The sequence below is a fragment of the [Eubacterium] eligens ATCC 27750 genome (assembly GCF_000146185.1).
In the GTDB taxonomy this organism is placed as follows: domain Bacteria; phylum Bacillota; class Clostridia; order Lachnospirales; family Lachnospiraceae; genus Lachnospira; species Lachnospira eligens.
The window spans coordinates 789,304-803,919 of sequence record NC_012778.1 but is presented as its reverse complement, the minus strand read 5'-3'; the positions used below and the strand labels follow the sequence as shown (position 1 = coordinate 803,919).

Genomic DNA, 14,616 nt, shown 5'->3' with positions numbered 1-14,616 from the left:
CTATTAGGTCCTTAGGTTTTATGTATCAAAATTATTTTACTTCCATAGCCGTCTTTGACTTAGCAGCTGTAACTACACCTGATGCATCTTTTACTGATACAGTAACTTTTCCATCTGCAGCAATTTCAATTGTAACATCTCCACTCTGTCCTGATTTAGACTTCATAGATGCATCTATAACACCATCATCACTAAGTTCAGATTTTAATAATCCTAAAAGTGTTGTTGATCCTGATGCATTAGAAATATCAGATAATGTTGTAGATGTTGATCCACTTAACTGAGAGTTAACATTTTCAATTGATAATGCTGTTGATACTGAGCTTCTGATTGAATCAAGTGTCTGAAGATCTGTAGACTCTCTTGACTTTTCAACATTTCTGATAAGTGTTGGTGCAAGTACTCCAACAAGTACTGCCATGATTGCGATAACTACGATAAGTTCTACTAAAGAGAAACCTTTGTTACCTAATTTTTTCTGTGTCTTTTTCATGTTTCATATCTCCCTTTTGAAATATATTTATATAAACTTGCTATCATAAACTGCGACATGCATAGCAAATTATATACATTAATAAAATTATGCATTTCCCAATGTATTATAAAGCTGAATCATAGGCTGATATATTGCCATTATAAGCATTACAACTACCAATGCCATAAGAACGATTATAATAGGTTCCATAAGTGATGTAAGTGTCTGTGTCTGAACTTCTACTTCTTCCTCATAATATGCAGCTGAATTAGTAAGCATTTCTTCAACATTACCAGTTTCTTCGCCGATACCTACCATATGTACAACCATTGCCGGGAATAATCCCGTTGCTTTTAACTGGTTTGAAAGAGGCAGTCCGAGTGAAACTCCATTCTTAGCCTTTTCTAAGCCATCATAAAACAAAACATTCTTCATAGTTGATGCAGATATTTCAAGTGCATCAATCATTGGCATACCTGCCTGAAGAAGTGTGCTCATTGTTCTTGCAAATGAAGCACAAGCTGACTTAGTCTGTAATAATCCAAATACTGGTATTTTAAGCTTAAGTTTATCAAGGTTGTGTTTTCCATTATCTGTACGCTTGTACATCTGTATACCTACAACTATTCCAACTACAACAATTATGTATATATACCAGTAACTCTTTAAGCTGTTACTCATAGCAAGAATTGCTTTTGTAGTAACCGGAAGCTCACTGTCAAGATCCTCGAACATTGTCATAAAGCTTGGAATAACGAATGTAAGCATTACTATAATTACGCCAATCATTACGCATAAAAGAACTATAGGATACATCATTGCTTTCTTAACTATTCCGTTAAGCTTGGCATCCTTTTCAAACTGTATAGCCATTCGTGTAAGAGAATTCTCCAGACTACCTGATGCCTCGCCAGCTCTTACCATATCTATAAGAATACTTGGGAATGCATCATTCTGTCTCATAGAATCAGATAAATTCTCACCTTTTTCTACATTAGACTGTGTATTAACAATTGCTTCTTTTAATTTTTTATTCTCCGTCTGTTCTGCAAGCATCTCCAACGCATTGATAACACTTACACCAGCCTTCAATATACTTGCAAACTGTCTACAGAATACACTCATGTCTCTTGCAGGTATCTTTTTCCCTTTAAATATAGGAATATTAACATCTTTATCAAGTGCTCCCTGCTTGCCGATTGATACTGGAACCAAGCCTTGTTCCTTAATCTTTCTGGCAGCTTCTTCTCGGCTTTCAGCCTCAACTGAGCCTTTAACATCTTTTCCCGCAGCGCTAACCGCTTTGTATGAAAAACTCTCCATACCTCTCTCCTCATCATTACTTGGATTTATATCCTGAATTGTGCTATTAGTATAACACATTCATAATTTGTTCACAATATTTTTACCAAAATAAACAAAAAATAATATGTCTATTTATAGTACTTTATATCTATATCATGCATTCTTATTAAACACCACATACCAAAAGGGGGATTTTTTGTACAAAATATATCATTTCCCACATTAATCATCACTGGTAAATTATATTTTCCCTTATCATATTAATAGTTTTCAAAAATTGTATTTGGGTATTTTATTACATTGCACAACATGATATTATTTATATATTAACAATTATAGAGGGAGAGAAACAATGAAACAAGCTATATCTTTCAAATCCATAAAAAGACACCACATTCTTTTATTTTTCATTATATTAATGCAATGCATTTATCTGTCTTTTTCATTTGGGATTAATAAGAAAGGGTTTCATTCTGATGAGCTATGGAATTATGGTTTCGCCAACAGTTCTCAGGGAACTGATATTTTCAGGGAAAATAACCAGTTAAAGAATTTTGATAATTGGGAAAATTCATCCATTCTGTACGACTACATATCTGTTGATAAATCCGAAATATTTGACTATTCATCTGTTTATAAAAATTGTGCTGATGACTACCATCCTTTCTTAGGATTTATGCTTCTTCATTTTATATGTGCACTTTTTCCCGGAACATGGTCTGCATGGTATTGTTTTGCACTTAATCTTATATTTTTTGTAATCCAGCAGATATTTTTATTCAAATTAATAAGAAGAATAACTAACAATTCTTATTATGGAATTGCCGGTGTATTATTCTTTGGTTTCACCACAGGTGCAGAGGACATTTTATTTTTCTTAAGGATATACTGTCCTGCAACAGCCATCAGTGTTGTTTTCATGTATTATCTGTCGGAATTATATAATCAGCGGAACAGCTCAAAAGTCCCTATTAATATATTAGTTAAAATTGCTATCACAACACTTATCGGTTGTTTAACCCTGCATGAATTTATTATCCTTGCTTTTATTGCTGCATTAATTTATGGACTTTTTTACCTGATTACAAAACATTTTAAATTAGCAATTAGTTTTGGAATATCAATGATTAGTTCTGCTTTGTTGTCAATTGCAATATTCCCTGCAACAATACCACATTTGTTTGATTCATCAGGGACTTTCGGCAGTCAGGTAGTAAAATATTCATTTGTATTCCAATTTAAATTATATATGTCTTATATAACTAATGATTTATTTGGAGTTGCAACATCCCCTTGGCCATCAATGTTTTTATGGTATTTGTTTTACGGATTGATTGTATTTCTATTCTTCTTCATTCCTTTTTGCTTTATATTCAGACATGAGAAATGGTTAAAGAATTTCTTTTTGCTTATAAAAAGAAAATGTATAGATTTCATTCATAAATTTAAGTTCTTTAACTTTGCATTATTTGCACTTATGATTGTATGCATATCAATGCTTGCCGTTAATGCTTATATGACTTCCATCGTTCACATGGGAAGAGTATCTAACAGATATATAATGATTATCTATCCTTTATTTGCAGCATTTGTAGTATCTCTATTCTGCTATTGCTTAAATTGGATATTTAAAAATAAGAAATTAAAATATATTATGTGTTATGGCTTCGCTGTAATTTTTGCCACATTAAGCATTTTGATGGCACCACATATATTCAGATTCAACTATCCTCATGAAGGCGTTGCAATTGAAGACATTGAAGAAAATTCCAATTGTATAATTATGTTAAGCTCACCATTTCTCTTAACTTGTACTACTTATACTCTTGGTAAAACAAACCACTTTTTTGCAACAACATATAACACAGCTTTAACAGCTGATTATAAAAATAGCGATATCAACTTTAAAGACGAACCTCTGTATTTATTAATTGACACATCATTATTTAATAATAATGGTTTATCTGTAGGTGGTATAAGTCTGCCGTCTTCCAATATCACTTATGATATAGAAGCGATCTATGATAAAGACACTTACTTATCATTTTATAAAAATCTTGATATTGCATCCAACTTTGAAAAAGTAGGAACTGATTATAATTTATTTGGCAGAGAAGTAGAGATATATCGTCTTAATTAAAATTTTCAAATAAAAACCCCTATATAATTACTATAAAAAAGTAACTATATAGGGGTTCTATTATAATATAATAATTAATCAATATCAGGACGCTTATATCCTGCCTTGACCATATCATCCTTAAGTTTTTCTACACTTATCCCAAGCTTTTGTGCACCTTTCTCCATACTTATACTCTTGTCTTCCACAAGGGAATATATCATCTTGTTTCTTCCTTCTTCCCGACCTTCTTCTCGGCCTTTTCTTTCGCCTTCTTCTCTTACTCCCTCTATATAATCCTTTTCGTCAAATTCTGTCAGAAGCATATCCGTCACCTCCGCTTTGTTTTTTATAAGTATTTCTCTAAGTATATTATTGCTGATTGCCTCTTCTATTGCAAGCGAAACTGCTTCAGTGAATATTTCTTTTTTGCTTTTTTCAATACTATCCTGACTATATATCTTCGCTAAATCAGCAGTTTTGCCTCTTATCATGGCTATAAGCCTTGAATACTCCATCAATTTCTGGCATTTGTTCATTATCTCTTTATTGCAGCCATAATTAATGTTAAGCAGCAGTACTTCCACATCCAGACACGGCTTCTGATTTTGGTTAGCTTCATTTCTAACAAATAAATCCGCAAGCCTCTGCACGCTCTTTTCCGTTTCATCCTTTTCCCCATTATAAAACACCACATATCTTGGGAAAGGCAGTTTTACTTCTGTCTCATTGTATATTCTTAAGGAATTCCTTTCAATATAACCCTTGTAAAGCTCTGCAAAATAGATAAGTCCTCTTATCGGCATATTTTTATTAACACTGCTTTGATGTTCATATAGATTTAATTCACTATCAATAACGAAAGCTATGTCATTCTTATACCCGACATATATAACATCTTCTATTGTGTTCACCGTTATAAGATTTTCGTCCGTATGCTCTGTGTTGTTTAACGCATTGTACAGACTCAGCAGATCCTTTTTCTCTTCAAATACCTTTCGAAACAATGCATCCTTGAATTTTCTGTTAATCTCTACCCCCATTTAGCTTCCTCCTATATTATAATTTTTCAAATCATAATATATAAATTCACTCAATGCAAACAGCATTTATGTCGCATTCGGTAGAGTTTATGTCGTATTCGGCAGCTTTCATGTCGCATTCGGTCGTTTTCTCGTCATATTTGCAGTTTTTTATTTGCAAGTCATGAAAATTCGGCTATCCAACAGGTTTTCAACCATAAGATACCGAATATGAAATTCCTTTTACTTCCAGCCTTTCCCCGCCAATCCAAGGAACATAAACATATACGGCGTCGTGTAAAACATTGTATTACCTGTAAATGCACACACTGCATATGCTATTACACACCCCGCTGCTGCTATTGTTGTAGGTGTCAGTTTTCTTATTCTCTTAAGCTGGCACACAAGCATTGTAATAAGTGAAGCCAGATACAACAGCAATCCCGGAATCCCAAGAAATACCATATGCTGTATATATTCATTAGCTGGTCTGTCTGTCCACGGAAGCATTGCGCCGGAATACTTATCATTAAGCTGTTCTGGTCCGTATCCTACAACCGGACTTTCTGGAATCATTTTAAAGCATGCCTTCCATAATACCATTCTTCCCGTTCCTGCCGATTCCATATCATCAGCCTCCGTAACAATGGAACGTATATCATGTGCAAGTTTATTTAAATCTCTGCCAACATTTTCTCCTGCGCTTGATGGAATCATATCCGCCATACTCATGATGCTAAGTACAATAAGTACAGCCAGTGGTATAATAATGCATTTATTCCTGTGTGTACTGATTGCATATATAATGCACACACATACAACGCCTGCAACCGTTCCCAGATATCCGCCAAATGTATTATTAACAAGCAGACAGAATAACTGGAATGTCATTCCGGCAGTATACAATATTTTCAGCTTAATATTTTCTTGCATGAGATATAATCCGGTCATTACAAGTACTGACATATTAAGGTAGTATCCCATATGGTTAAACTGATTAAACACTGTCGCTCTCTGTGACCTGAACACACCATCAATCACTCCGTAATCCTGTAACAAAAGGCATATCCCCATAATCACAGATACTATTGCATATGAGCCAAATATTTTCTTTCTGCGCCTTTCATCCTTTATAATATGTGCACACATATACACTGCTGCATAATAAAAATATGTAAGCAGCCCATCATACCTGTATTCCGTTCCAAAAAAAGATGTATGTATATCCTTTGAACACGATGTACAGATTCCACTCCATATAAGAAGCACTATAAAAAAGATATTTCAGGGTTCTTTCTTGAAGAAATCCACAATCCTCTGTCTGGCATGGCCTTTATCCCACAATATCAGTCCCAGACCATACACAAGAACAAACTGGATTGTCAGCAATCCCATAAACATAACCGTGGTCTGGTATTTTGATAACATATGAAAACGGTACACATACCCTTCAACATTTTTCCCAGCCCACATTGCATGAGTTATTATAGATGGAAGTGGCAGCGCACTCCATAGTACAAGAAGCACTTCTGCCACCTTTTCAAAAGGCTCTCTTCCGAGAACCTCATATATTTCTTTAATGCTTTTACATTCTTTTAATTTTGCAAACATTTCTCGCCCCTACTTACATATCACATCCGCATATTAGAAGAACTGATTAACTCTCTTGGTAACATAATTAACATCCTGAGCATAACTTACCGCATTCTCAGCATCAATCACACCCTTATTATACAAATCAAGAAGTGCATCATCCATAGATATCATTCCGTCTTTTCTTCCTGTCTGTAAAACACTTGTAATCTGATATGTCTTAGCCTCACGGATAAGATTCTTTATAGGAATGGTTCCATGCATTACTTCAAATGCAGCTACCCTTCCTCTTCTGTCAGCCGTCGGTATAAGCTGCTGTGAAATAACAGCTTCAAGAACAACTGCAAGCTGGATTCTTATCTGCTGCTGCTGGTGTGGCGGAAATACATCAATAATTCTGTCAATAGTTGCCGCTGCGCCAATTGTATGAAGTGTTGAAAATACAAGGTGTCCTGTCTCAGCCGCAGTTATGGCTGTTGATATTGTCTCAAGATCTCTCATTTCTCCAACAAGAATAACATCAGGATCTTCTCGGAGCGCTGCCCTTAATGCATCTGCATAAGAACGTGTATCAAGCCCGATTTCCCTTTGGTTAATCATGGCTTTTCTATGACTGTGAAGATACTCTATAGGATCCTCCAGTGTTATTACATGTGCATTGCGGTTATCATTAATCCTGTCAATCAGTGAAGCAAGTGTTGTAGACTTACCTGAACCCGTAGGACCTGTTACAAGCACAAGCCCTCTCTTCTTGGAATGCAGGTCAATAACTGACTTAGGTACACCAAGACTTTCAGGGGAAGGGATTTCTGTTCCAACAATTCTCATTGCACACGCAACAGAACCTCTCTGCCTGAACACATTAACTCTGTATCTGCCTATATTCGGAATCGAGAATGAGAAATCCAGTTCTCCTCTGTCCTTAAACATATTTTCCTGTCTCTCATCCATAATATCAAGAATAAGCTTTTCACAATCTGCCGGAGTAAGCCTTGGATATTCAAGATCAACAAGGTCTCCATTAATTCTGACTCTTGGTGGCAGTCCGACTGTAACATGTACATCACTTGCCTTTTTTTCTTTTGCTATCGTAAGCAGCTGCTCTACTGTAAACATAATATAACCCCCATCACGCAGCCATTAGTCAATCTGCTCTAATTCTATTTCAACAATTTCATTATCATCTGACCTGCCGGCTGATAATCCGGATGTCAAAGATGATGCTGGTGCTGCCGGCTTCTTAACTGCTCCGGCATTGGCATTCTTTGCATTAGGCTGTGAATCATCTTCCTCTGCCTCATAAGTAGCCTTAACCATCTCAGCAATTGTTGTGACGCCTTCCTTAACAGCATTGGTTGCCGCCATCTTAAGGGTATTCATTCCCTCACTGATTGCCTGATTCTTAATATCCTCTGCATCAGCATGTTTAGAAATAAGTCTCTTAATAGAAGGTGTTATCTTCATTATCTCATAGATACCAAGTCGTCCATAGTAACCTGTTCCATTACAAAGCTTACAGCCACATGGTTCATATACTGTAAATGGTTCATCCGGATTAAGGCCTAACATTTCTTTCTCTGCTGCACTTGCCTCTTTAGGCATCTTGCAGTCACACAGCTTTCTTACAAGTCGCTGGGCAATAATACCAACAAGCGAATCAGCTATAAGGTAAGATTCTATTCCCATATCTTCAAGACGGGCAACAGAACTTGCTGTACTGTTAGTATGTAATGTACTAACAACCAGATGTCCGGTAATAGAAGCTCTTACTGCAATCTCAGCTGTTTCACCATCTCGGATCTCACCAATCATAATGATATCCGGATCCTGTCTAAGGATTGATCTTAAGGCAGTTGCAAATGTAAGGTTAGCCTTATTATTAACCTGTACCTGATTGATACCATCAATATTAGCCTCGACAGGATCTTCAACTGTGATAATATTAACATCTTCTGTATTCAGTTCACTTAAAGCTGTGTAAAGTGTCGTAGACTTACCAGATCCTGTAGGTCCTGTTACAAGAATAATTCCATGTGGGTTCTTTAAGATATCATCAAATACCTTAAGGTCAGCCGGTGTAAGTCCAAGCTTGGATTTATCAATGTTAAACCCTTCTTTGGACGCAATTCTCATAACACATTTCTCGCCATATACAGTAGGAAGATTAGATACACGGATATCATACTCTCTTCCGTCTACATTAAGAGTAATACGACCATCCTGTGGCTTTCTCTTTTCAGAGATATCCATACCTGACATAATCTTTATACGTGTTGTGATAGCACCAAGAAGCGTATTATCATAATCAATAATTTCACGGAGATTACCATCAATTCTGTACCTTACACGGATACTCTTCTCCATTGGCTCTATATGTATATCGGAAGCTCTCTGTCTTACCGCCTGCTCTATAACACTGTTAATAAGCTGAACAATAGGCGCATTCTCAATTTCTTCTCTTCTTGCCTTATCTTCCTTAGTCTCTTCCTTGAATACGTCCCCCTGTTCCTTCTTATAAAGGTCAACAATACTCTGTGCCTGCTTCTGTCCAAATGCTTTATCAAAGAAAGCATTAATATCAGACGCATTAGCAAGAACAGGAACTACCTGCTTGCCTGTAACAATATTAATATCATCCATGGCAAGAATATTAGTAGGATCAGCCATAGCAACTCTTATTGCTCCCGGATTATCAGGTGCATCCCCAAGAGGAACAAGCGTATACTTTCTCATAATATTTTCATCAAGCATAGAAAGTACATCTTCGCTGACATCTGTTTCTCTCATATCAACAAAATCTATTCCAAGACTGTCGCAAAGTGCTTCATTAATATCCCTCTGTGTTGCATATCCAAGTGCAATAACCATTTCACCAAGCATCTTGCCCTGCTCTCTCTGTCTTGAAAGTGCAGTCTGTAACTGATTCTCATCAATTATGCCTTTTTTTACAAGTACGTCTCCCAAACGTATTTTCTTTCTATAATTCACCCTTCAACCTCTTTCCGCAGGTCAACTCCCCCTGCTTTGACCAATTTTACTAAATTATATCACATAAACAGATATTTACAAAATAGTATTTTTATTTTATCTCATTAATCGAATAACTGTTACTTTTACTTCCGACACATTCCTCATACAGCTTTTCGTAATTGTCACTGCATACATATCTTTTATTCTCGTTATCATGGTTCATGTCAAATGTTCCATCCACATTAATATAAGTATTACTGTATGAAAAAGCATAATATACCGTTCTGCTGTCTTCTGAATCTGATATAACTGCTGATGCAAATACATATATATAATTATTAACATCCGTCTGTTTTCCGTTTCCTGAAAGGAAATAAACACCCGTCACCTTGCTGTCTGTACATGTTTCATTATTCACATGATAAAGAAATGATGCATCCTTTGTTGCTTTATAAAGCATATGAAAAGTATTAGAAGATGTTTCAGAAGCAATTGTTTCCAGAACCTCTTTTTTCACCTGTTCCACTATTTTCTTATCAATCTGTGATACATCCGTTGTAAAGCCAGGAAGCCTGTCCGCATTATATGACTGTTCCACATTATCAGCAAGGAATCCATGTCTTGCTATATCCTCATAGGAAGCCGTACATGTAACCTTTACCGATTCTCCAAAACTGATACCGCTGTCTTTATCTGCCGTAAATGTCAGCCCGGAAAGATATTCATCATCCCAGTTATTAGTTATGCTTACTGACGCTTCCGGACTGATTCCTGCAAACAACACATCAACTTTATCAAACAATTTAATTGCAGTCCCTTTCTGGATTCCCGCAGCTTTTATCTTTTTATTGCCGCTTCCCATATTAACACCTGCAGCATCCTCATACTTTTTATCAATCTCAAGACGTACCTTGTACTTATCACCATTAGATACATCCTCTGCCTCTGTTGATATATCTATAGAAGCAATCAGCATTTTAACATTGTATGCTTTATCCGAATCGGTACTTTTACCCATAAGTTCTTTATACAGGCTGTCCTTATTAAGAGTAAACTCTGGTTTTGCATATCCGTTAGCGCCCTCATAGCTTATAGTTACATAATCCCACACATCAAACTGCTGTGAACGGATAAAAAGTGCAACTGCTATTACCGCTATCACTCCGGCTGCAGCGATAACCAGTCCTACGCGGCGTTTCTTAATTGTCCGTCCCATGAACTGGAACTCCTTCTTAATCTCCTTTTCAATTGCTTCGCCCTTATGCGAAAATTCCTTTAACTCCATCTCAACCTCCTATTGGTCTGGTTGCCTCTCTTAACATATCCTTTTCTTCACCTTCAAAATACGGTTCAAGCGTCTTATATACTCTTTCCTGATACTTATTGAGCCGCTCAATATCAACAGCATCAAGATAATTTACATCAACAAGTTCTAAGTCTATCGGAACAACTGTAAGCATGTCAAACTTTAAAAATGTGCCATATTCATTGTCGAAATCTTTCTGGCACACAATCTCATTTTCAATTCTTATACCGAACCTGCCCTCAATATATACCCCCGGCTCATCAGATGTAACCATGCCCTCTTCAATAACTGCAAGGTCATTCTTACCCGGATTGTGCTTCCATCGAAACCCGTTAGGACTCTCATGCACATTTAAAAGGTATCCTATGCCATGGCCTGTTCCGCATCGGTAGTCCATTCCGACATTCCACAGTGGTGCTCTGGCAAGAATATCAAGACTGAAACCGTTACAGCCTTTTAAGAATTTTGCATTTGCCAGGCTTAACATGCCTTTAAGTGTAAGTGTGTAATACATCTTCATCTCATCAGTCACAGATCCAAGTGCTATTGTTCTTGTTATATCAGTTGTTCCACGCATATACTGTCCGCCTGAATCCACAAGCAGCATGCCTTCCGGCTTTAAGACAGCCGCATTGGTTTCATCTGCATGGTAATGCATCATCGCTGCATTTGCATTATACGCACTGATTGTGTCAAAGCTTAGTTCTATGTAATCTTTTATATTGCTTCTTAAATTATCAAGATATGCCGCTGCATCTGCTTCTGTTAAATTACCTGATGCAACATTTTTCTTAAGCCAGAATATGAATTTTGTTACAGCCACGCCATCGTCAACATGTATGCCATATAGATTCCTTATCTCTGTCTCATTCTTTATTGCCTTAAAATGCATTGCCGGATTGTCAGACAGTACCGCTTCCACATCTCTTCCAGACTGTATAAGCTCATATATACGCATATTCACACGTCTCTTATCAATAAGCACTTTTCCATTCATTCTGGTAATGTCTCCATATATGCTGTCATATGGCAGCACCTTTACACATGCCTCTCCGAATTTGGCCAGCGTCTTATCATCAAACCTGTCCTTATCAGTATATATGTATGCTTTATCCTTAGTTATCACTGAATATGCCATAATAACAGGGTTGCACTCAACATCGCATCCTCTTATATTGAATGTCCAGCATATGTCGTCAAGCGTTGCCATAATATGTATATCAGCATTTTTATTATCCATATACTTTCTTATTCTTGAAAGCTTGCTTATTATGCTTTCTCCTGAGTACTCTTCATCAAGATAAAATGCTTTGCTGTGTGGAAACTCTGCCCTGTCCTCATATATATTCTCAATTGCATCAAAATCATACAAACAGCCTGCTCCTGCTTTTTTACATATATCAGACAGCTCAATTCCTTCTTCAGCCGGCATGGTTCTTCCATCAAATCCCATGCTCATTCCATCTTTAACTATACTCTCACAGTACTGTGCCACATTCATAACACCCGGAGCACCGACCTTCATCAGTGAAAAGCCTGTCCCTTCAATCTGCTTTTCAGCCTGCACGAAATATCTTCCGTCAGTGAAAAGCCTTGCATCATCCTGTGTTATAACAGCCGTTCCGGCAGAGCCTGTGAATCCTGTAATGAATTCTCTTTCCTTAAAATAATCTCCTGCATACTCCGATATATGGTAATCACCTGTTACGACTACATATATATCAACGCCTTCTGATTTCATGATATCCCTTACCTTAGATAATCTGCCTGCTATTACCTTTGCATCTGTAATCTGCATTTCATGTCCTCCTGACTATATTATCATATAAGTTTCCACTCAATAAGCACTTCTCTTAATTTACCAAGTGCCTTTTTCTCTATTCTGCTCACATAGCTTCTGCTTATTCCAAGCCTGTCAGCAAGTTCATTCTGTGTACATTCCTTTGCACCAAAAAGTCCATACCTGTATTTTAATATCTCTATCTCTCTTGGTGCAAGCACCTTTTCTATATTACCATATATACACTTAATCTGCTCATAAAACATATAATCTTCCACAGCATCAGGCTGTTTCTTCTCCGAATCTTCTCCGATAATATCCTTAAGGCTTATCTCATTTCCCTCTTTGTCCTTTCCTATAGGCTCATTAAGAGACACTTCCCGTTCCTTCTTTTTATCCTGACGGAAAAGCATAAGAATTTCGTTGTCTATACATTTGGCAGCATATGTTGAGAATCTCACATTTCTTTCTATGTCAAATGAATCAACAGCCTTAATAAGTCCTATTGTTCCCACTGAAATAAGGTCTTCATTAATATAATCACGTTCAGTAGAGGTATATTTTTTGACTATATGTGCAACAAGACGCATGTTCTTTTCTATAAGAGCATTTCTGGCCGCACTATCGCCTTCGCGTAATTTTATCAGCAATTCTTTCTCTTCCTGTGCCGATAATGGTTTTTCAAATGTTTTCAAAAAGGCACCCCTACACATTTTTATATATCATATGTGTAAAGGTGCCTTTAATTGCCTATCCAACTGTCTCTTTAATTTAACTGTTAACTTCTGTTTCTTCTTCCTGACGTCTTAAGATATCATACTTATCAAGCTGGATTCCCAAATCAATATAAAGGTTCTGCTTAGGATGTGGACAGCTCTCCATATCCTTACCATTCTCATCAACAATACGCTTAACTGTGACTTCTATATTCTGTCCGTCCGGCTTCATAACCTCAATTGTCTCTCCAACTGAGAACTTGTTACGCTGCTCAATATGGTAAAGTCCCTGCTCGTTAACATCTCCTACAATACCAAGATATGTGTATTCCCTGATATATGTGTTACTGTCATATATCTGTGTATTCTCGTCTGGCTTTCCAAAGAAGAAACCTGTTGTATACTGTCTGTAAGTACATTTGCTTATCTCACTCTTATAGAATGGGATTCTAGCCTTGTACTTCTCCGGGTCTTCTATAAAATCATCAATAGCAAGTCTGTAAGTTCTTGCAACAGTTGCAACATACAGTGCTGTCTTCATACGGCCTTCAATCTTAAATGAGTCAATACCTGAACTTACCATCTCTGGAATATGCTCTATCATACATAAATCCTTAGAGTTAAATATATATGTTCCTCTCTCATTCTCATATACAGGCATGAACTGTCCCGGTCTGTTCTCCTCAACAACAGCATATTTCCAGCGGCATGGATGTGTACATGCTCCCCTGTTAGCATCTCTTCCTGCAAGGAAACTTGATAACAGGCATCTGCCTGAATAAGATATACACATTGCTCCATGCATGAATGTCTCAATCTCCATCTCATCAGGAATATGCTCTCTTATCTCCTTAATCTCTTCAAGAGATAATTCTCTTGCTGAAACCACTCTCTTAGCACCCTGATTCCACCAGAAATTATATGTCATATAGTTAGTATTATTAGCCTGTGTGCTTATATGTATATCAATATCCGGAAGTACTTCCTTTGCTATTGTAAACATTCCCGGGTCCGATATAATAAGCGCGTCAGGACCTACTTCCTTAAGTTCCTCAAAGTAAGCTCTTGCACCCTCAAGGTCATAGTTATGTGCCAGAATATTAGCTGTAACATATACCTTGACATTTCTTTCATGGGCAAACTTAACGCCCTCTTTCATATCTTCTATTGAAAAATTCTTAGCCTTAGCTCTTAATCCAAATGCTTCACCACCGATATATACGGCATCAGCACCGAATATTACTGCTATCTTTAAAACTTCAAGACTGCTTGCAGGTATAAGAAGTTCTGTCTCCCTGCCATTATACATATGTCCTGCCATATTATTCTC

At 36.8% G+C, this 14,616-nt stretch carries 12 protein-coding genes; 1 reads left to right on the top strand and 11 read right to left on the bottom strand.

The window, feature by feature from the left end; genetic code table 11:
* Window positions 1-31: 31 nt before the first annotated feature.
* The gene (locus tag EUBELI_RS14600) at window positions 32-493 is read right to left on the bottom strand and encodes a prepilin-type N-terminal cleavage/methylation domain-containing protein (protein ID WP_012739035.1); all 462 of its coding nucleotides are present in this window, start codon (window positions 491-493) and stop codon (window positions 32-34) included.
* Between the two features lie 87 nt (window positions 494-580).
* Window positions 581-1,798, bottom strand: coding sequence for a type II secretion system F family protein (locus tag EUBELI_RS03785; RefSeq protein WP_041688031.1), 1,218 nt, complete (start codon window positions 1,796-1,798; stop codon window positions 581-583).
* A 334-nt stretch (window positions 1,799-2,132) separates the two neighbouring features.
* On the opposite strand from EUBELI_RS03785, the gene EUBELI_RS03780 reads away from it, so the two are divergent.
* Window positions 2,133-3,920, top strand: a complete 1,788-nt coding sequence (locus EUBELI_RS03780; protein ID WP_012739033.1) for a glycosyltransferase family protein — start codon at window positions 2,133-2,135, stop codon at window positions 3,918-3,920.
* Window positions 3,921-3,994: 74 nt separating this feature from the next.
* Here EUBELI_RS03780 and EUBELI_RS03775 read toward each other — a convergent pair whose 3' ends face one another.
* From EUBELI_RS03775 to EUBELI_RS03735, 9 genes are all read right to left on the bottom strand, one after another.
* Window positions 3,995-4,942 carry an RpnC/YadD family protein gene (locus tag EUBELI_RS03775; protein ID WP_012739032.1) on the bottom strand — a complete coding sequence of 316 codons (948 nt, stop codon included), beginning with the start codon at window positions 4,940-4,942 and terminating at the stop codon, window positions 3,995-3,997.
* 222 nt (window positions 4,943-5,164) lie between these two features.
* Window positions 5,165-6,070 carry an O-antigen ligase family protein gene (locus EUBELI_RS03770; RefSeq protein WP_012739031.1) on the bottom strand — a complete coding sequence of 302 codons (906 nt, stop codon included), beginning with the start codon at window positions 6,068-6,070 and terminating at the stop codon, window positions 5,165-5,167.
* A gap of 135 nt (window positions 6,071-6,205) precedes the next feature.
* A complete protein-coding gene (locus EUBELI_RS03765) occupies window positions 6,206-6,532 on the bottom strand; it encodes a hypothetical protein (RefSeq protein ID WP_012739030.1) in 327 nt (108 codons plus the stop codon).
* A gap of 33 nt (window positions 6,533-6,565) precedes the next feature.
* Window positions 6,566-7,630 carry a type IV pilus twitching motility protein PilT gene (locus EUBELI_RS03760; RefSeq protein WP_012739029.1) on the bottom strand — a complete coding sequence of 355 codons (1,065 nt, stop codon included), beginning with the start codon at window positions 7,628-7,630 and terminating at the stop codon, window positions 6,566-6,568.
* Between the two features lie 24 nt (window positions 7,631-7,654).
* A complete protein-coding gene (locus tag EUBELI_RS03755) occupies window positions 7,655-9,502 on the bottom strand; it encodes a GspE/PulE family protein (protein ID WP_012739028.1) in 1,848 nt (615 codons plus the stop codon).
* A gap of 91 nt (window positions 9,503-9,593) precedes the next feature.
* Window positions 9,594-10,769, bottom strand: coding sequence for a hypothetical protein (locus EUBELI_RS03750; protein ID WP_012739027.1), 1,176 nt, complete (start codon window positions 10,767-10,769; stop codon window positions 9,594-9,596).
* Window position 10,770: 1 nt separating this feature from the next.
* Window positions 10,771-12,588, bottom strand: coding sequence for an aminopeptidase P family protein (locus tag EUBELI_RS03745; RefSeq protein ID WP_012739026.1), 1,818 nt, complete (start codon window positions 12,586-12,588; stop codon window positions 10,771-10,773).
* A gap of 23 nt (window positions 12,589-12,611) precedes the next feature.
* Window positions 12,612-13,265 carry an RNA polymerase sporulation sigma factor SigK gene (gene sigK, locus EUBELI_RS03740; RefSeq protein ID WP_041688027.1) on the bottom strand — a complete coding sequence of 218 codons (654 nt, stop codon included), beginning with the start codon at window positions 13,263-13,265 and terminating at the stop codon, window positions 12,612-12,614.
* Window positions 13,266-13,341: 76 nt separating this feature from the next.
* Window positions 13,342-14,607, bottom strand: coding sequence for a peptidase U32 family protein (locus EUBELI_RS03735; protein WP_012739024.1), 1,266 nt, complete (start codon window positions 14,605-14,607; stop codon window positions 13,342-13,344).
* Window positions 14,608-14,616: the final 9 nt, after the last annotated feature.